The sequence below is a fragment of the Massilia sp. S19_KUP03_FR1 genome, assembly GCF_036688685.1.
Lineage (GTDB): Bacteria > Pseudomonadota > Gammaproteobacteria > Burkholderiales > Burkholderiaceae_D > JALYUM01.
Map to the genome: position 1 here is coordinate 17,697 of NZ_JAQQPS010000010.1, position 17,888 is coordinate 35,584.

Sequence of the window (17,888 nt, forward strand, 5' to 3'; positions counted from 1 at the left end):
TAACCTTCGGGCAAACTCAGCGATACCGGGCTTCGATCAGGTCCACTTCCCGAATCAGCTTGCGCCCGGTTTCGTCCGAGATTTTCCTTTCCCTGATCAGCGCCGTGAGGGCATCGCGCTCGGCCTGCAGTGCCATCAGGCGCAATGTTTGTTCGGTGTCATCGGCCACGCGGGTCTTGTCGCGGTCGCCGCTGTTGGCGGCGCTGCCGTCGAGGCGGTGGTGGTAGTTTGCCAGCATGTGGGACAGGGCATTCTGGTGGATGGCGGCGTATTCATGGCCGTGGTCGCGCCGCTCTTCGATGCTGTCGAGCCGGGCGATGGCGGCCAGAGTCGCTGCCCGGCGGCCCAGGTCTTCCTCCGCATCGAGCGGGCTGGCGTCGGGCAGCTCGAGCCCGCGCAGCAGGCGCGGCAACGCCACGCTGGCCAGTACCAACGACACCACGATGACTGCCGTCGCCATGAAAATGGCCAGGTGGCGGCCCGGGAAGGGCGCGCCGCTGGCCACCACGAATGGGAGCGTCAGGATACCGGCCATGGTGATCCCGCCGCGCACGCCGGCCAGCGAGGTGGCCAATACCAGCCGGACGCGCGGCTTCGGGGTCTCGGCTTGCCCCAGCGCGCGCGATTTGAACAGCGAAATCCGCAGCGACACCCAGACCCAGACGAAGCGCAGCAGGATCAGCCCAAGGCTGATGGCCAGCGCGTTCGTGACCAGCCAGAACGGGTGGATGGCCGCGGCCGAACCGGGTTCGCCGATCGCGCCCTCGACAATGTCGGGCAACTGTTCGCCGAGCAGCACGAACATCACGCCATTCAAGGTGAACTGGACGGTGTCCCAGACGGCGGTGCGCTGCACGCGGGTGGTGGCCAGCGCGCGGCCATTGAGTTCGACATAGCTCATGGTGACGCCGGCGGCCACCGCCGCCAGGATGCCGGACGCTCCGATGGTTTCGGCCATCAGGTAGGCGCCGAACGGCGTGAGCAGGTTGATCAGGATGGGCGAACTGGACTCTTCACCAAAGCGCCGCACCAGGAAGCGCTGGATCCCGGCGATGGCCGCCGTCACCGCAGCGCCGCTGGCAATGCCGGCCAGCGCCACCCAGATGAAGGTCAGCGAGGCGGTGGCCAGCGAGAACTGGCCGGTCACCGCGGCGGCCACCGCGAACCGGAAGCACACCAGGCCGGTGGCGTCGTTGAGCAGCGATTCGCCCTCCAGGATGTGCAGCAGCCGGCGCGGCATGGGCACGCGCTTGGTGATCGACGACAGCGCCACCGGGTCAGTGGGCGCGACGATCGCGGCCAGCGCAAACGCCACAGGCAGGGGTAGCATCGGCAGCAGCCAGTGGATCATGAAGCCGGCGCCCACCACCGTGAACAGCACCAGACCGAATGCCAGTTCGAGGATCACGGCTTTGTCGCGAAACAGGCCCTGTTTTGGAATGCGCCAGCCATCGAGGAACAGCAGCGGCGGCAGGAACAGCAGGAAAAAGATATCGGGCTCGAGCGTGACGCCGTGCTGGAACACGCCTTCGATGACGGCGCCGAGCGCGATTTGCGCCAGCGGCAGCGGTAGCGCGAATGGCAGCATGCGCACCAGGTAACCACTGGCGACAACTGCCAGCAACATGGCGAGGACTAACTCAAGCGACGCCATGCGGGTCTCCCTGACAAAACGCCATCATAACAATCCGTCAGGAAAACGCCCGCCCGGCTCAGCTCGACGTCGCCGGGCGCGCCTTCGCCTCGGCCAATACCGCCGACAGCTGGGTGGTGCTGACCGGCTTGACCAGGTAATGGTCGAACCCGGCCGCGCTGGCGATGTCGCGGTCCTGCTGACGGCCGTAGCCGGTCATCGCCACCAGCGTGGCGCTGGCCGTTTCCGGCAGCAGGCGCAGGCGCCGCGCCAGTTCGTTGCCGTCGAAGTCGGGCAGGCCGATGTCGAGCAGGCAGGCATCGGGCTTGAACACTGCCGCCAGTGCCAGCGCGTCGCCCGCACAGTAGGCGATTTCGACGTTGTGCCCGGCTGCCTTGAGGAACAGCTGCAGCGTGTGCACCGCATCGACATTGTCGTCGACCACCAGGATGCGCAGCGGCGTCGCGCTGTGGCTGAACCTGCGCGCGGCCTGCTCGCTGGCGCCGGGCGGCGGCGCGCCGTTCAGGGTTTGGCTATGGCGCGGCAGGCGCACCGAGAAGGTACTGCCGTGGCCGAGGCCATCGCTGTGCGCATTGACCGACCCGCCGTGCAGCTCGACCAGGCTCTTGGCCAGCGCCAGACCGAGCCCCAGGCCACCCTGTGAGCGGTCGGGCGTGCGTTCGGCCTGCGTGAACAGGTCGAACACACGCTTGACCAGTTGCGCATCCATACCGATGCCGTCGTCGCTGATGGTCAGCAGATAGGCCGCGCCGTCGGCCACCAGGCGCAGGTTGATGCGCCCGCCCTCGGGCGTGTACTTGGTGGCATTGCCGAGCAGGTTGGCGACCACCTGCACCAGGCGCTTGTGGTCGCCCGACACCGGCGCCGGCTCGGGCGGCACGTCGATGACCACGCGGTGCCGGCGTGCAGTGATGAGCGGGCGGATTTGCTCGGCGGCGTCGTCGACAACCGAGCGCAGGTCCAGCACTTGCGAGGAGAGCGATACCAGGCCGCGCGTGACGCGCGACACGTCGAGCAGGTCGTCGACCAGGCTGGTCATGTGGTCCACCTGGCGCGCGATGATGGCGCAGGTCTGGCTGATCTGGGCGTTATCGGAGTGGAGCAATTTGAGCAGGTGCGCGCCGGTGCTGATCGGCGCGAGCGGGTTGCGCAGCTCGTGCGCCAGCATGGCGAGAAATTCGTCCTTGCGCTGGTCGGCTGCGCGCAGTTCGCGTTCGGCCAGGCTGCGCGCGCTTTCCTTTTTTTGCAGCGTGGCCGCCATCTCGTCGAGCGCGCGCGCCAGGCTGCCGATTTCCTCGCTGCCGTAGCCAATCCCCGAGCGCGCTTCGAGCTTGCCGGCTGCGATGTTCTCGGCCGTGCTGGTGAGCTTGCGCACGCGCTGCACGATCAGCACATCGCCCACCAGCCAGGCCGCCAGCAGCGCCAGCAGGGTGGTCGCAACCAGACCCAGTAACGACGTCATCTGGTCGTGGCGCGCCGCGGCCAGGATGTCGGCCAGCGGAATGCCGATGGTGATGGCGTAGTCGGACAGCGACGGCGTGCCGACCCGCGCGAACGCGTGCAAGCGCTCGATGCCGTCGTCGCCCACGATACGGCGGGCGCCGCCGTCCATGCGTTTCATGGCCTCCCCGAGGGGGCCGGTCAGGCGCGTGCCGAACCAGCGCTCCGGATCGGGACGGCGCGCAATGATGTTGCCGCGCGCGTCGGCCGTGGCCAGCACCGAGCCGGCCGGCAGCGTGATGTCGTTGATGAAGGTGTCCAGGCCCGCCAGGTCCATCGCCGCGAACACCACCGCCGTGACCTGGCCGGCGCGGTCGATTACCGGGTAGGTCAGATTGATGGTGTGGCGCTTGATGACGCGGCCAAAAATATAGTCGCCGGCGATGAAGCGGCGTTCCAGCACCGCGCGCTTGAAATGCGCGCGGTCGCCCACGTTGACCGGGTGCAGCATCGGCACGGCGCTGCACGTGACATCGCCATTGAGCTGGGCCAGGCCAAAATTGACGAAGCCTTCATTGCGGTCGAGGACGTCGGCCAGCAGCTGGCTGCATTTTTCGGGCGTGGACAACAAGTCCGGGACGGTCGACAGGTCGACCAGGATCTGGCGCGCGCCGTCGATCGACTGCGCTTCGTTGGCGGCGGCCAGGCCGGTGAGGCGACGCAGGTTTTGCTCCGATTCGTGGACCGCTTGTTCGCGCTCGCGGATCCCGGACAGCAATGTCATGACGGCGATCGGCGTGATCGCCAGCGCGACCAGCAGCATCAGGCGGCTGCGCAGGCCATTCAAGCGTCCGGTCAAGGTAAACTTCATTGCAGCCCCCGCGCAGGCGTATCGCCGAACGCCAGAATTTTCCCGATGCCATCCACCAACGTGGCAGCATTGTCTGAAATGTAACCGAGGCGGATGAATCCCGCAACGCCCGCCGCACGCCGCGCTTGCATCCGGCCGTGCCGGGCGGCGTGGGGGGGCAGACCAGCGAAGGCGATGCGCTTGGAAATCTTCATCGGGGTAGGGGAAGGCAGGCTCAAAGTTTCCCGATTGTACTAAATTACAGGGGGCAGCGGTACGGCCGCGGGGCCCATCTGTATAAATGCTTCACGTTTCAAGTTTCGGTCGTTGTAAGATGGCAGCGGACAAACAGGAGACGCGATGAAAATCGTCTGCGTGGGAGGCGGCCCGGCCGGCCTGTATGCCGCGCTGCTGCTGCAACAAGGTGGGCATGACGTGACGGTCGTCGAGCGCAACGCTGCCGATGCCGCCAATGGCTGGGGCGTGGTGTTCTCCGACCAGACGCTGGGGCGTCTCGCGCTGGCCGACGGCCCCAGCGCGCGCGCGATCGAGGCGGCTTTCAAGCACTGGGACGCGATTGATATTCACTTCAAGGGGCAGCGCGTGCGCTCCGGTGGCCATGGTTTCAGCGGCATCGGGCGCCAGCGCCTGCTGCATATCCTGCAGCAGCGCGCCATCGAGGTGGGGGTGCAGCTGCGCTTCGGCGTCGACGCGAGCGAGGCCCCCGACCAGCCGGCCGACCTGGTAATTGCCGCCGATGGCATCCACAGCCGCATCCGGTCGCGCTACGCCGCAACCTTCATGCCGACTACCGAGGAGCGCGATTGCCGTTTCGTGTGGCTCGGCACCACGCGCCCGTTCGCCGCATTTACCTTTTTGTTCGAGGAGACGCCATACGGCTGGTTCCAGGCCCACGCCTATCAATATGACGGCGCCATGTCGACCTTCATTGTCGAGGTGGCGCAGGCGGTCTGGCTGGCCGCAGGCCTGGACCGCATGGACGCGCTGGAAACCCTGGCGTTTTGCGAGCGGCTCTTTGCGCGTCATCTGGACGGCCACAGGTTGCTGCACCAGGCCGGCGCGCCCTTGTGGACGGGCTTTCCCCGCGTCGCGTGCCGCAACTGGGTGCACTGGGACACCGACGGCGCCAAGGCCGTCCCGGTGGTGCTGATCGGCGACGCGGCGCACAGCGCGCATTTTTCGATCGGCTCGGGCACCAAGCTGGCGCTGGAAGACGCCATCGACCTGGCGCATGCGCTGGGCGGCGAGGCGGGCCGCCAGCCGCTCAGCGCGGCGCTGGACGCATGGCAGGGCGAGCGGGCGGTCGAGGTGGCGCGCCTGCAAAGCGCGGCCAGAAATTCGATGGAGTGGTTCGAGAACGTGCAGCGCTACAGCGCAATGGAAGCCGAGCAGTTTGCCTATTCCCTGCTCACGCGCAGCCAGCGCCTGTCGCACGAAAACCTGCGCCTGCGCGACCCGGCGTATGTCGCGGCCTACGAACGCTGGTTGGCCGCACGCGCGTTTGCCGACGCCGGCCTGGCGCTGCCCGGCGCGCCGGTGGCACCGATGTTCCTGCCACTGCGCGTGCGTGGGGCGCTGCTGAAAAACCGCATCGTGGTCTCGCCCATGGCCCAATACAGCGCCGTGGACGGCGTCGTTGGCGACTACCACCTGGTCCACCTGGGCGCGCGCGCGATGGGCGGCGCGGCGCTGGTGATGGCCGAGATGACGTGCGTGTCGGCCGACGCCCGCATCACACCCGGCTGCCCGGGGCTGTACAGCACCGAACAGACGGCGGCGTGGCGCCGCGTGGTCGACTTCGTGCACGGGTCGACCGATGCGCTGATCGGCGTGCAGCTCGGCCACGCCGGGGCCAAGGGATCGACCCGGCGCGGCTGGGAAGGCATCGACCAGCCGCTGGCCGACGGGAACTGGGCGCTGGTGTCTGCGTCAAACCAGCAATACCTGGCCGGCACTTCGCAGATCGCGCGCGCGGCCAGCCACGCCGACCTTGCGCGCATCCTGGCCGATTTCGTCGCCGCCACCCGGGCCGCGCACGCCGCCGGCTTCGACTGGCTGGAACTGCATTGCGCGCATGGCTACCTGCTGTCGAGTTTTATTTCGCCGCTGACCAACCAGCGCGACGATGACTACGGCGGCAGCCTAGCGGCGCGCTGCCGCTATCCGCTGGCCGTGTTCGCGGCGGTGCGCGCAGCCTGGCCGGCCGATAAACCGATCAGTGTGCGCCTGTCCGCGCATGACTGGGTCGAGGGCGGCATCACGCCCGATGACGCGGTGCAGGTCGCGCGCCTGTTCCGGGACGCAGGTGCGGACATGATTGATTGTTCGTCCGGCCAGGTCAGTAAACGCGAGCAACCGGTGTACGGGCGCATGTACCAGGCGCCGTTTGCCGACCGTATCCGCAATGAAGCGGGCATTGCCACCATTGCGGTGGGCGCGATCGAAGATGGCGACCAGGCCAGCAGCATCATCGCCGCCGGGCGCGCCGACCTGTGCGCGGTCGCGCGCCCACACCTGGCCAATCCGGCATGGACGCTGATGGAAGCGGCAAAATTGGGCTATCACGCGCAGCCCTGGCCGGTGCAGTACTTGCCGGCCAAACTGCAGCTCGAACGCAAGTTCGCGCGCGAGCGCACCTGACTGGAGGAGAACCGATGGAGCACTTGATGGCACACTACCGCGCGCAGCATGTCGGCTTCCATGTCGACGGCTTTGTGGCGACGCTGACGTTGATGCGGCCGGAGCGTAAAAATCCGCTGACCTTCGATTCCTACGCCGAGCTGCGCGACCTGTTTCGCGCGCTTGCCCTGGCCCAGGATGTGAAGGTGGTGGTCATCACCGGCGCCGGCGCCAATTTTTGTTCCGGCGGCGACGTCGTCGACATCATTGGCCCGCTCACCGAGCGCGACATGCCGGGCCTGCTGGCCTTTACGCGCATGACGGGCGACGTCGTGAAAGCCATGCGCGCCTGCCCGCAGCCGATCATCGCGGCGATTGACGGCGTGTGCGCCGGCGCCGGCGCGATGCTGGCGCTGGCGTCCGACATCCGCTACGCCACCGCGCGCAGCAAGACCGCCTTCCTGTTCACGCGCGTGGGTCTGGCCGGTTGCGACATGGGCGCATGCGCGCTGCTGCCGCGCGTGATTGGCCAGGGCCGCGCGGCCGAGCTGCTGTACACCGGCCGCAGCATGCACGGCGTGGAAGCCGAGCGCTGGGGGTTTGTGAATCGCCTGTGCGAACCCGAGACGGTGCTGGACGACGCGCTGCTGCTGGCCGCGACACTGGCGGCCGGCCCCACGTTCGCGCATGGCATGACCAAAAAAATGCTGCAGCAGGAATGGAATATGGGTGTCGATGAAGCCATCGACGCCGAAGCGCAGGCGCAGGCCATCTGCATGACGACCAACGATTTCCAGCGCGCCTACCGCGCCTTCATGGCGCGCGAACAGCCGCATTTCGAAGGAAACTAGATGGCCGACCATCTCGACTGGCCGTTTTTCGATGGCCGCCACGGCGAACTGGTGCGCGCGCTCGATACCTGGGCGCGCGCGAACCTGCACGACGAGCATGGCCCGGACGTCGATCTCGCCTGCCGCGCACTGGTCGCGCAACTGGGCGCCGCGGGCTGGCTGCGCTACGCCGTCGGCGGCAGCGCGTATGGCGGCGCGTTCGACGTCATCGACACGCGCGCCATTTGCCTGGTGCGCGAAACGCTGGCGCGCCATGCGGGGCTGGCCGATTTCGCGTTTGCCATGCAGGGCCTCGGCAGCGGCGCCATCGCGCTATTCGGCACTGCGGCGCAGCGGGAGCGATATCTGCCGGCGGTGGCGCAGGGCAGTGCGATCGCGGCCTTCGCCCTGTCCGAGCCAGGCGCTGGTTCCGACGTGGCGGCGCTGCAGTGCGCCGCCACCTTGGCGGGCGAAACCTACGTACTTGATGGCGAAAAAACCTGGATTTCGAACGGCGGCATCGCCGACTTCTATGTGGTTTTCGCGCGCACCGGCGAGGCCCCCGGCAGCCGCGGTATCTCCGCATTCATCGTCGACGCCGACACGCCCGGCCTAGTCATCGCCGAGCGCATTCTGCTGATGGCGCCGCACCCGATGGCGCGCCTGGTTTTTGACCGTTGCCGCATCCCGGCCAGCGCGCGCATCGGCGCAGCGGGTGAAGGCTTTAAAATAGCGATGGCGACGCTGGATGTGTTTCGTACCTCGGTCGCCGCGGCTGCGCTCGGCTTTGCACGGCGGGCGCTGGAATGCGCCGTGCAGCATGCCTTGCAACGGACGCTGTTCGGGCAGCAGCTCGCCGACTTCCAGCTGACCCAGGCAGCATTGGCGCAGATGGCGACCGGGATCGATGCGGCGGCGCTGTTGACGTACCGCGCCGCGTGGCAGCGCGACACGTCTGGGCCGCGCACCACGCGCGAAGCGGCGATGGCCAAGCTGCACGCGACCGAAACCGCCCAGCAGGTGATCGACGCGGCGCTGCAGTTGTTCGGCGCGCAGGGCGTGGTCAGCGGGGCGCCGCTGGAAAAACTTTACCGCGAGATCCGGGCGCTGCGCATTTACGAGGGCGCCAGCGAAGTGCAGCAACTGATCATCGCGCGCGCGCTGCTGGCCGCGGCGCGCGCGGACAACCCTTAAACTTACCTGGAAACTTCATGGATTTTTTGCATCCGGCCGGCTGGCCGCGCGCCAAGGGCTACTCGAACGGCGTGGCCGCGCGCGGGCGCACCCTGCACATCAGCGGCATGGTGGGCTGGGATGCCGACTGCCAGTTCTACAGCGACGATTTCACCGACCAGGCGCACCAGGCGCTGCTCAATATCGTGGCCGTGCTGGCCGAGGGAGGCGCCGGACCGGAACACATCGTGCGCCTGACCTGGTACGTGGTCGACCGTGCCGAATACCTGGCCGCGGGCAAAGCGCTGGGCGTGGCGTATCGGGCCGTGATGGGTCGCCATTACCCGGCCATGAGCGCGCTGCAGGTGGCGGGCTTGATGGAGGCGCGCGCGCGGGTCGAGATCGAAGCGACGGCCATGATCCCCGATTGAACGCCGTGATTGCGCGCTTTCTGTTACCTTTAAATTAACGGAAACGCTAGAAAGCACGCGATGGAACCAGCACTGATTTATGTATTTGACGACTTCGACATGGCCCAGAAAGCCCGTGGCGAACTGATCCAGTACGGCTTCGGCACCGACGCGGTCGAGCTGCGCGTCAGCGACGATGAAGCTGGCCCGGTCCAGGGCAATTTCACGGTCGGCGATGCCTGCCACGCCACGCCGGGCAGCGATTATGCGTCCACCTTCGGCACGGTCGCTCACCGTGGCAACTGCATGCTGATGATTGCGCCGGGTTCGCCGACGCATTCGCAGTACGCGATTGCGCTGATGGCGCGCTATGGGGTCAGCGACCCCGGTGCGCCGGTGACGGGCGGGGCGGCCTGAGAGAAGCGCCGGTGCTGCTGCTGCTGCGTCAATCGACATGCGGCGCAGGGGGAACCGCAGAGCTGACCCCGGTTTATATTTGATTGGTTTGACTTTAACTGGCCGGTTTTGGCCGATCTCGGCCGTTCAGTGTACGGAAATTCTCGACCCGAAGCGGACATGTCTATGGGCCTATTGATGACTTTAGAGAACCTAATTTCGAGATCCAACATACTCCCACGATTCACTTTACTAGTTCGGAAAAGACTCGGAATGCGCACATTAGAAAAAATCCAAAAACGATTACCCCAACAAGAAAGTACTGAACCAAAAACCTGATCTTTGAATTTTTTTTGTAAACAAATCCACCCCCTATGCCCCTTATAAAAACCACGTCCTCTTCACGATAGCTGACAATGACAGCGCACATGAGCGCAGCCGAAGCAGCGAGTCCCCCGGCGGAGACTAAGGGGATCCCGCTCAGAGGAAATGCGACAGCCGCGCCCCACAGCACAACAGTAAGAGCCGCAAGAGCACTGATCGCAATACGTGTCGCGTGGTGACGTCGGCTTGCCGAGCTATTTGTCATTTTATCGATTCCGTCAGGTTCACTTCTCGCCGAATTCGGCAGTTCAGGCCAGCATAGCATGCTGATAACACGAAAACTTGCATACAGGCGCGACGGGCCGGAGTGGAACCGAAGCAGACGTTGAAGAGGCCGAAGCCGAATTGTCAAAGTGCAGAACTTCATTGTTTATCGCTCGCAAGCGAACCTGATTCCGCTGCCCGAAAAAGGCCAAAAACTTCGAGAATGAGCTGCCAAACAATAAGCGTTCCATCGAGCAAATAATTTACGTTTTTAAAGGGTTGCGAATAGTTGAAAGAAAATACGAAAAGCCTACTGCGCAACTGAAGTGGCGGAGTGTATGAGCCATATCCAGACAGCGTCAGAATAGATATTTCCAGCTAGGTATTCGTCTTATTTTTGCTCGTTTAAGAAATTTCTCTGTAGCTCATAATATTTATCCAAGGTCACTTGCTCAATTTCCGTAGAAGCATCCAAAAAATACAAACCGGAAAAATGAGCATTGAACCTTGTTGAGAAACGGCTTTGTGCTGTGTACCCCGTTTCTGAAATTTTTTTCATTATTTCTTCAATATTAAAAATCGGCGCTTTGATTATCGTAACGACAAGTTTCTCCGCATTTTGACTTCTGGCGTCCGAATCTATCCACGTATTGACCTTCAAAACATACTCACAAAGAACGTCAAGGGCATTGAGCATTGCAAGATAGTTTAATGTTAAATTATCCCCCCTAAGTGGGCCTCGGCGGTGTTTTCTTAGATTTTTTGCCTAGCTAAATTTCCACCAGACCTTTTTTCGCTTGAAAAGCATGAGGTGTATACGCTCAAGTTCGATTTGCGAGGGATCGAACGCTCCTTCCAGCTGGTATCCGAAAAACGCTTGCAGAGCGGCTTCGCCCAGCTCCAAGGGATGAAAAGCAAACGGATATTCGATGTCGTCGTCGCCTGGATCGATTGCCGGATGGCTGCCTGCCCAATAGGGTGACTCGAAGGCATGCCTGGTACCGATGTCTTCCAAAACTCCGCTGTCGGGCGAAAGACTCAGAGACCTTTGAAGTGTCCCGTTTGTCCACACACCAAACCCGAACCAATCCACGACGCTGTGCATTGCGTGAAGATACAGAACGCCATCAGAGAAAGCGTTGATGAAATTGGACGGGAGCTTTGATGGGTAGTCAATTCCGAATTCTTTCGCTGCCACGATGACAAGGTCTGGATAACAGCCGACTACGATCTCATCATCAGGCGGACACGTCAAAGACAAGTCGCCGTCTTCCAGGAGCTGCAGCTTCTCGGACGGGAAAAGCTGCCTGACCATGGCAGTGGTGGCGTCCCGGTCAAGCTCGGGAACGCCGGCTAATATCTTCTTTATGTCCCCTTTGCTGTACACCAGCATCCAAGTTTTTGCTCCCATTTCTCCCTCGTGTGTCGTCAATCGAACGACCTGTTGTGGCCCAATTTCAACAGGTCGGGCCAGCATAGCATCTTGCCAAGGCGAAAAATCTCACCGAGTGTCACGAATTCCTGGTATCGAGCGACACGACCATGCTTTACGAATCTGCTTTACAAATCTTTACTTGCCACACATATTCCGGCCACACGGGCGCCTTACTGTGGACCTATTCCACTTACATGAGGTTAAAGATGAACGTTCACAACGACAAGCAAACCGGCCACGCTGCTTCGCCCGCGCCTGGTTCCGGACGGCGCTGGCTCATCGCTGCTGCGCTCGCCTTGGCGGTCAGTGCCGCGGGCGCCAGTTTCGCCGGCGTCGGCGCAGGCCTGCTCAGCCATGCAGGCCACGCAGGGCACATGGCGATGGACCCGGCGGCGATGGCGTCGCATATCGACAAGATGGTTGAGCACCTCCCCGCCGGCGCCAGCCCTGACCAGAAAGCGCGGGTGGCCGAGATTGCGAAGGCGGCCATGGCCGACTTGCGTCCGGCGCATGCGCAATTGCGCCGCGCGCACGCCCAGGGGCATACCTTGCTGATGGCGCCGGTGATCGACCGCGCCGCACTGGAACAGCTGCGCGCCACGCAGATGCAGCAGGCGGATGTCATCAGCCGCCGCCTGTTGGCGGCGCTGGAGGATGTCGCCGAGGTGCTCACGCCGGAGCAGAGGGTAGCCTTCGCCGAACATCTGAAACATCGAATGCACTGAGCCGAGGCAGTGAGGTAGGATGTCTTATGGTCCAGCATGTCCTGATGATTGAAGACGACGAGCGCTTGGCAAGCATGGTCGCGACTTACCTCGCGCCGCAGGGCTTCGAGGTGGCGCACGCCGCAACGGCGCACGCGGGGATCGCCATGCTGCAGCGGGAGCGGGACGTCTTCAAGCTGGTCCTGCTGGACCTGATGTTGCCGGACATGGATGGCCTTGACGTCTGCCGTCGCATCCGCACGCTCGCCGCGCCGCTGTGCGCGATCCCGATCGTCATGCTGACCGCCAAAGGCGACCCGTTCGAGCGCGTCGTCGGCCTTGAGATCGGGGCAGACGATTACCTTCCCAAACCGTTCGAGCCGCGCGAACTGTTGGCGCGGCTGCGCGCCGTGTTGCGGCGCCCGTCGCTGGCGCCAGAACCGGCGTCCACAGTGCTGCGGTTCGGCCGCCTCGACATCGACTTGGGGGCGCGCAGCGTGTGCCTGGACGGTGAACCACGCGCGCTGACCGCCTACCAGTTCGATTTGCTGGTCACGCTGGCCGAGCGTGCCGGGCGCGTGCTGTCGCGCGAGCAGCTCCTCGATGCGGTCAAGGGCGACACCTTCGATCCGTTCGACCGCTCGATCGACGTCCACATTGGCCGCCTGCGCGTCGCCATCGAGGACGACGTGAAGCAGCCGCGCCGCATCATCACCGTGCGCGGGGCCGGCTACGTCTTCGCCAAGGTACACGATGCGTGATGGCGCGCGCTGGTCAGGCATGCTTGGGAAGCGCTTGTACCTGCGCTTTTACCTGGCCTTGCTGGCCAGTTTGCTGTCGGCCGCAGTCCTGTTCGGTATTGCGCACCTGCGCTTCGATCCGTCGGGTACGCGCGTGGCGATCACCGGCGCACACATGCATGCGATGCGATTCACCGTGCTGCTGGTCGTGATCGCGCTGGTCGTCGCAGCCGGTGCCTATCCTGTCGTGCGGCGGCTGACCGGCCGCCTCGAACGGCTTCAACGCAGCGTCGACGCATGGGGGGATGGACAGCTCGCGCTGCGCGTGGCCGTCGAAGGCGAGGACGAAGTGGCGCGCCTGGCGGCCAGCTTCAACCATTCGGCCGCACGCATCGAAGCGCTGATCACCGCGCAGAAATCGCTGCTGGCGAACGCTTCCCATGAATTGCGTTCGCCGCTCGCGCGCATCCGCATGGCGGCCGAGTTAATGGAAGGATCGGCCACGCCATCGATGCGCGCCGAACTGCGCCGCAATGTCGCCGAACTCGACCAGCTGATCGACGAGATACTCCTTGCCAGTCGCCTTGACGCGGTCGGCGCCGCGATGCCATGCCTTGACGAGGTCGACCTTACCGGCATCCTCGCCGAGGAATGCGCGCGCGCAGGCGCCTCGCTCGACGCGGGCATGCACATGGTCAGGGGCGAGGCCAAGCTCCTGCGCCGCATGGTGCGCAACCTGCTCGAAAACGCCATCCGTTACGGTGCCGGCTCACCGGTCGCCGTGCGGCTCGCCGAGGCAGGGGAGGCCAGATTACAGCTCGACGTGTGCGACGGCGGCCCCGGGATTGCCGACGCCGAACGAGAACGCATTTTCGAGCCGTTCTACCGGATCACCGGCGCAAGCGAAGCGGCCGGCGGCGTCGGCCTCGGCCTTGGTCTGGTGCGCCAGATCGCGTGCCACCACGGCGGCGACGTGCAATGCATGCCAGGTGAGGCGGGCTGCTGCCTGCGCGTGACGCTGCCGCGCGCGCGCTGAACTTTACAGATCTTTACCGCGCGTTCATGGAAGCGACAAGCCCGGGCCGCATGCTGGGTGCTGCACGCAAACCGCCGTGCGCCCACCAACTGAAAGGATGTGTGCATGAACGCCCATCACGACAATGCTGCCGGTACCTCCGCCCGTAGCGCCGCCTCTGTCATCATCATCAGCGCGCTGGCGTCGATTGCCGCCGTGGCGCTCGACACCGCAGCACAAGGACGCGACCCGCTGTCGATCCTGCAGAGCATGGTGAACATACGGGCGTCACACCGGATCAATCATGTCGTGGCGATGGCTTGCATCGGCGCTCTGACGTTCGGCTTCACCGTGCTGTCGCAACGCCTGGGCCTGCGCCGTGCGCCCGTCCTCGTTGGCCTGATTGCCTACAGCGCCGGCAGCATGCTGATGTTCGTGGCCACGATCATCGATGGTTTCATCAGCACCGATACGGCGGCACTGTTCGTCACGAAGTCGCCCGAGGCCGTGCGTACCGGTTACTGGCTGATCCAGGCGCTGGCGGGCGTCGCCCTGACGGATATCGCGCTGGTGGCGTGGGTTTGCCAGTCGCTGGCTGCGGTCGCGTGGTCACTGGCGCTGCTGCGCGATCCGGGGCTGGCGCGCAGAATCGGGATGGTCGGGGCGGTGACCGGGGCGCTTCCTGGCGTGGCGATCGTCGTCGCCGGAGCGAACCTGACGCAGGCCCTGGTCGTTGGCGTCTTGCTGCTGCAGGGAGTTTGGTACCTCGGCGCCGCAGCCTGCCTGTTGGTTGGCGCAAAAGGTGCGCGCATGACAGCGCCAGAGACAATGCCGCGCCTGGAGGAGGCGCTCTTGCAGCGTACCGCGTCCGGCCCAGGCAGTGTAAAAATGTAGGAACAACTAAACCGGGCTGGTGCGCCAGGGGTTAAGCCCGTACCTCATCAGTACGGGCCAGGTCTTGCCTGGCTCTCAGGCAGTCATAAATCGACATCAACTTCTGGGCCGTTGAACGATCCATTCCAGCACTTAGTGCCTATCCCAGTAGTGCGGAGTCGCTGCTGCCGCGCCTGACGAGCGCGGACTGCGTTGCTCGTCGTAGCATGGCTAGCCATGCGTCCTCCTCTCGCCTTGCCCACACTCGCCATGCATCGGCATCCGCTTCCTCCTACCTACCGGGATAGGCACTTAACCCAGTTGCCGCCGATGAAACCGCAGGTGATCGGCCACGAAGGTCGAAATAAAATAGTAGCCGTGGTCATAACCTTCATGTCGGCGCAAGTCCAGCGGCTGTCCGACCCGCTCACAGGCTGCCGCAAACACATCGGGGAAAAGCTGCTCGGCCAGGAATTTGTCGGCCTCGCCTTGGTCGATCAGGATCTCTGAAAACGGCTGCTGCGACGCCGCCATCAGCACGCTGGCGTCATAGGCGCGCCAGCGGTCCTGGTCGACGCCAAGGTAGCCGCTGAAGGCTTTTTTGCCCCATGGACTCAGGATTGGTGCGGCAATCGGCGCCAGTGCTGAGACCGAGCGGAACAGCGTCGGATTGCGCAGTGCCAGCACCAGTGCACCGTGGCCGCCCATCGAGTGGCCGAAGATGCCGCAGCGGGCCGGGTCGGCCGGCAGCGTCGCCAGCACCAGTTCGCGCAATTCGAGGATGTAGCTGTACATGCGGTAATGCTCGGCCCACGGCGCCTCGGTCGCGTCCACATAAAAGCCGGCGCCACTACCAAAATCCCAGTCGTCGTCTTCACCGGGCACATTGGCGCCACGCGGGCTGGTGTCGGGCGTGACCAGGATGATGCCTTCCTCGGCTGCGATGCGCTGCGCGCCGGCCTTGGCCATGAAGGTTTCTTCGGTGCACGTCAAGCCGGCCAGGAAAAAGACCACCGGCAAGGTCACGCCGGCTTTGACGGGCGGGATGAAGACCGAATAGCGCATCGGCAAACCGATCGCGCGCGCATCGTGACGATAAAAACGCTGGGTGCCGCCGAAGCAGCGGTGTTCGTTCAACAGTTCGGGCATAGTAAGTCCTGGAAAATTAAAGTAGTTGCAAGGCGCCCAGCAGCGCGCCGGCGCCCAGCACCCATAACAGGTGCAGCCTGGTGCGCCAGATGACGAGGCCGCTGACCAGCGAGAGCAGCCACAAGCGCCAGTCGGCCAGACCGTGGCCACCCGCACTGGCGAGGATCCAGGCGGTGGCCATCAACAGCGCGATCACCACCGGCGCCATGCCTTGCTTGAATGCACGCACGGCGCGCAGGTGGCGGTTGCGATGGCCCCACTGCGAGGCGAAATAGGTGAGAAAAGTGGAAGGGAGCAGGATGCCGCACATCGTCACGGCCACCCCCAACGCGGCGGCGGCCGGGCTGCCGGCGTTCATGCCCACGTTCCAGCCCATCAGGGCCACGAACAGCACGTTCGGCCCCGGTGCGGCCTGGGCGATGGCGATGGAATCGTTAAATTGCGCCTGCGTGAGCCAATGATGCTGCTCGACCAGGAAACGGTGCATTTCCGATGTCGTCGAAATTGCGCCGCCAATCGACATCAGCGACAGCAACAGGAAATGCGAAAACAGCGTGAGCCAGTCGTCCCACGCCAGCACGATCAGGGGCGCCGTCATGCGCGTAGCCGGCGCCAGGCCAGTACGCAGCCGAGGCCACCCAGGCCAGCCATGACATACCAGAGTGGTACATGGAGCAGGGCCACCAGGATGAAGCCGGTCAGGGCGATCGCCACGGACCAGGCCAGCGGCACCGGATTATTGGCCAGCGCCACCGCCAATTTCAGGCCCACCGCGCCGATCAGGCCGGCCGATACCGCCGCCATGCCACGCAGCGCACCTTCCACTGCCGGGTAGCCAGCGAAGCGCGTATGCAGCATGGCCAGCAGGAGCACGATGACCAGCGGCGCGGCCAGCAAGCCAGCCAGCGCCGTCAAGGCGCCGGGCAAACCAAACATGCGCCCGCCGAACATCAGCGCCAGGTTCACCACGTTCGGCCCCGGCAGCACCTGTGCAACGGCCCAGTCTTCGACAAATTCTTCTTGGCTCAGCCAGCGTTTGCGTTCGACCAGCTCGCGCTGCACGACCACCAGCACGCCGCCAAACCCCTGCAGCGCCAGCCAGGTAAAAGCGAAAAACAGGTCGCGCAGCGAAGCGGGACGGCAGGGGGCAGGCGTCGGGGCGAGGTGTGCGAACGGCAATGAGCTCATGCTCGCATTATGTGCGCCGGGTTCGCCCTTGTCCATGCAGCAGCGCGCTCAGCCCCCGCCGATGCCGCGCATCACGCGCCCGCTGCCGCCGCATTCCGGGCAGTCGCTGCCGTCGGCCAGTTTGCCGCTGCCGGAACAGCCATCGCAGATGTCTTCGGCAGCACCTGGCGTACCGGGTTCGGCTTCGTCGCCGGGATTCAATTTGGGGTCAGGAAAATTACTCATGGTAATTGTGTATTTTTGAGAGTGGGTAAGGAAAGAATTTTATGTCAGGCGCGCGCCTCATGGCGCGCCGCTTGCGTTACAGTGGGTTGGGTGAATCGTGCCAACTGCACGTTTCGATGGAATCTTGCCATTGACTTCCCGCCGACTTGATCGATACTCCCTGAACATCGCGTACGCACCCCAGTGTTTTACTGAGAGGAACTGCAATGATCGAACCACAACTGCATCCCCATGTTTTCGTCGGGAGTGGCCATGCCGAAGCACGCCATGACGAAACCCAGCGCAGCATCGTCGAACGCGGGATTTCGATGCAACAATCGAGCAATACCATGAGTGCGGTCGAATTCCTGAAGTCGCGTGACGTTGGTGCCAAGGTGATCGCGCGCGTTTTGCTCGAGCCGGAGCGGCGCCGCAGCAACGATATGTGAGTCTGCTGGCGGCCGCGCAGCCCCTGGCAGCGTCACGGCGTCGCGCTGCGAAGTGCTCGACGGTTCGTTGCCACACGGTCCTGTATATCAGTGTAAAAAATACATCATTTCAGGAACTTCCCGGCGTTCAGAAGGTCTTGTTATGCACAG

The 17,888-nt window shown here is 64.1% G+C and carries 19 protein-coding genes; 10 read left to right on the forward strand and 9 right to left on the reverse strand.

The window, feature by feature from the left end; all coding sequences use genetic code 11:
- Positions 1-16: 16 nt before the first annotated feature.
- Genes V6M87_RS12480 through V6M87_RS12490 form a run of 3 tightly spaced genes read right to left on the reverse strand, consistent with a single transcriptional unit; the run spans position 17 to position 4,183 of the window.
- A complete protein-coding gene (locus V6M87_RS12480; RefSeq protein ID WP_332876958.1) occupies positions 17-1,654 on the reverse strand; it encodes a Na+/H+ antiporter in 1,638 nt (545 codons plus the stop codon).
- Between the two features lie 58 nt (positions 1,655-1,712).
- On the reverse strand, positions 1,713-3,965 hold the full coding sequence (locus V6M87_RS12485) for a hybrid sensor histidine kinase/response regulator (protein ID WP_332876959.1): 2,253 nt from the start codon (positions 3,963-3,965) through the stop codon (positions 1,713-1,715).
- Positions 3,962-4,183, reverse strand: a complete 222-nt coding sequence (locus V6M87_RS12490; protein ID WP_332876960.1) for a hypothetical protein — start codon at positions 4,181-4,183, stop codon at positions 3,962-3,964. Before V6M87_RS12490 ends, V6M87_RS12485 begins: the two co-directional genes overlap by 4 nt.
- Positions 4,184-4,304: 121 nt before the next feature.
- On the opposite strand from V6M87_RS12490, the gene V6M87_RS12495 reads away from it, so the two are divergent.
- From V6M87_RS12495 to V6M87_RS12515, 5 genes are read left to right on the forward strand one after another with little or no spacing between them, the layout of a single operon-like run.
- On the forward strand, positions 4,305-6,605 hold the full coding sequence (locus tag V6M87_RS12495; RefSeq protein ID WP_332876961.1) for a bifunctional salicylyl-CoA 5-hydroxylase/oxidoreductase: 2,301 nt from the start codon (positions 4,305-4,307) through the stop codon (positions 6,603-6,605).
- Between the two features lie 26 nt (positions 6,606-6,631).
- Positions 6,632-7,435 (forward strand): enoyl-CoA hydratase family protein, encoded by an 804-nt coding sequence (locus V6M87_RS12500; RefSeq protein ID WP_332876962.1) that lies wholly within the window; start codon positions 6,632-6,634, stop codon positions 7,433-7,435.
- Complete coding sequence (locus tag V6M87_RS12505) at positions 7,436-8,608, forward strand: acyl-CoA dehydrogenase family protein (protein ID WP_332876963.1); 1,173 nt, start codon at positions 7,436-7,438, stop codon at positions 8,606-8,608. It begins immediately after the preceding gene.
- Between the two features lie 17 nt (positions 8,609-8,625).
- Entirely contained in the window at positions 8,626-9,018 is a 393-nt protein-coding gene (locus V6M87_RS12510) for a RidA family protein (protein WP_332876964.1), read from the forward strand.
- Positions 9,019-9,078: 60 nt separating this feature from the next.
- Positions 9,079-9,414 (forward strand): hypothetical protein, encoded by a 336-nt coding sequence (locus tag V6M87_RS12515; RefSeq protein WP_332876965.1) that lies wholly within the window; start codon positions 9,079-9,081, stop codon positions 9,412-9,414.
- 958 nt (positions 9,415-10,372) lie between these two features.
- Here the strand turns inward: V6M87_RS12515 and V6M87_RS12520 are convergent.
- Both V6M87_RS12520 and V6M87_RS12525 read right to left on the reverse strand, forming a co-directional pair.
- Complete coding sequence (locus V6M87_RS12520; protein ID WP_332876966.1) at positions 10,373-10,678, reverse strand: hypothetical protein; 306 nt, start codon at positions 10,676-10,678, stop codon at positions 10,373-10,375.
- 69 nt (positions 10,679-10,747) lie between these two features.
- Positions 10,748-11,392, reverse strand: a complete 645-nt coding sequence (locus V6M87_RS12525; RefSeq protein WP_332876967.1) for a DUF6928 family protein — start codon at positions 11,390-11,392, stop codon at positions 10,748-10,750.
- A gap of 230 nt (positions 11,393-11,622) precedes the next feature.
- Between V6M87_RS12525 and V6M87_RS12530 the strand changes: the two genes are divergently transcribed.
- The 4 genes from V6M87_RS12530 (at position 11,623) to V6M87_RS12545 (ending at position 14,769) form a co-directional block, all read left to right on the forward strand.
- A complete protein-coding gene (locus V6M87_RS12530) occupies positions 11,623-12,141 on the forward strand; it encodes a Spy/CpxP family protein refolding chaperone (RefSeq protein WP_332876968.1) in 519 nt (172 codons plus the stop codon).
- A 26-nt stretch (positions 12,142-12,167) separates the two neighbouring features.
- Positions 12,168-12,881, forward strand: a complete 714-nt coding sequence (locus tag V6M87_RS12535) for a response regulator transcription factor (RefSeq protein ID WP_332876969.1) — start codon at positions 12,168-12,170, stop codon at positions 12,879-12,881.
- 19 nt (positions 12,882-12,900) lie between these two features.
- Positions 12,901-13,896, forward strand: coding sequence for a sensor histidine kinase (locus V6M87_RS12540; RefSeq protein WP_332876970.1), 996 nt, complete (start codon positions 12,901-12,903; stop codon positions 13,894-13,896).
- A 105-nt stretch (positions 13,897-14,001) separates the two neighbouring features.
- Entirely contained in the window at positions 14,002-14,769 is a 768-nt protein-coding gene (locus V6M87_RS12545) for a hypothetical protein (protein WP_332876971.1), read from the forward strand.
- A gap of 291 nt (positions 14,770-15,060) precedes the next feature.
- Here V6M87_RS12545 and fghA read toward each other — a convergent pair whose 3' ends face one another.
- From fghA to V6M87_RS12565, 4 genes are read right to left on the reverse strand one after another with little or no spacing between them, the layout of a single operon-like run.
- Entirely contained in the window at positions 15,061-15,897 is an 837-nt protein-coding gene (fghA, locus tag V6M87_RS12550; RefSeq protein WP_332876972.1) for an S-formylglutathione hydrolase, read from the reverse strand.
- A 16-nt stretch (positions 15,898-15,913) separates the two neighbouring features.
- Positions 15,914-16,495, reverse strand: a complete 582-nt coding sequence (locus V6M87_RS12555) for a chromate transporter (protein ID WP_332876973.1) — start codon at positions 16,493-16,495, stop codon at positions 15,914-15,916.
- Complete coding sequence (locus tag V6M87_RS12560; RefSeq protein WP_332876974.1) at positions 16,492-17,085, reverse strand: chromate transporter; 594 nt, start codon at positions 17,083-17,085, stop codon at positions 16,492-16,494. The genes V6M87_RS12555 and V6M87_RS12560 overlap by 4 nt, the downstream gene beginning before the upstream one ends.
- A gap of 48 nt (positions 17,086-17,133) precedes the next feature.
- Positions 17,134-17,310 carry a hypothetical protein gene (locus V6M87_RS12565; protein WP_332876975.1) on the reverse strand — a complete coding sequence of 59 codons (177 nt, stop codon included), beginning with the start codon at positions 17,308-17,310 and terminating at the stop codon, positions 17,134-17,136.
- Positions 17,311-17,516: 206 nt separating this feature from the next.
- Here V6M87_RS12565 and V6M87_RS12570 point away from each other — a divergent pair, with 206 nt between their 5' ends.
- On the forward strand, positions 17,517-17,738 hold the full coding sequence (locus V6M87_RS12570; protein ID WP_332876976.1) for a hypothetical protein: 222 nt from the start codon (positions 17,517-17,519) through the stop codon (positions 17,736-17,738).
- Positions 17,739-17,888: the final 150 nt, after the last annotated feature.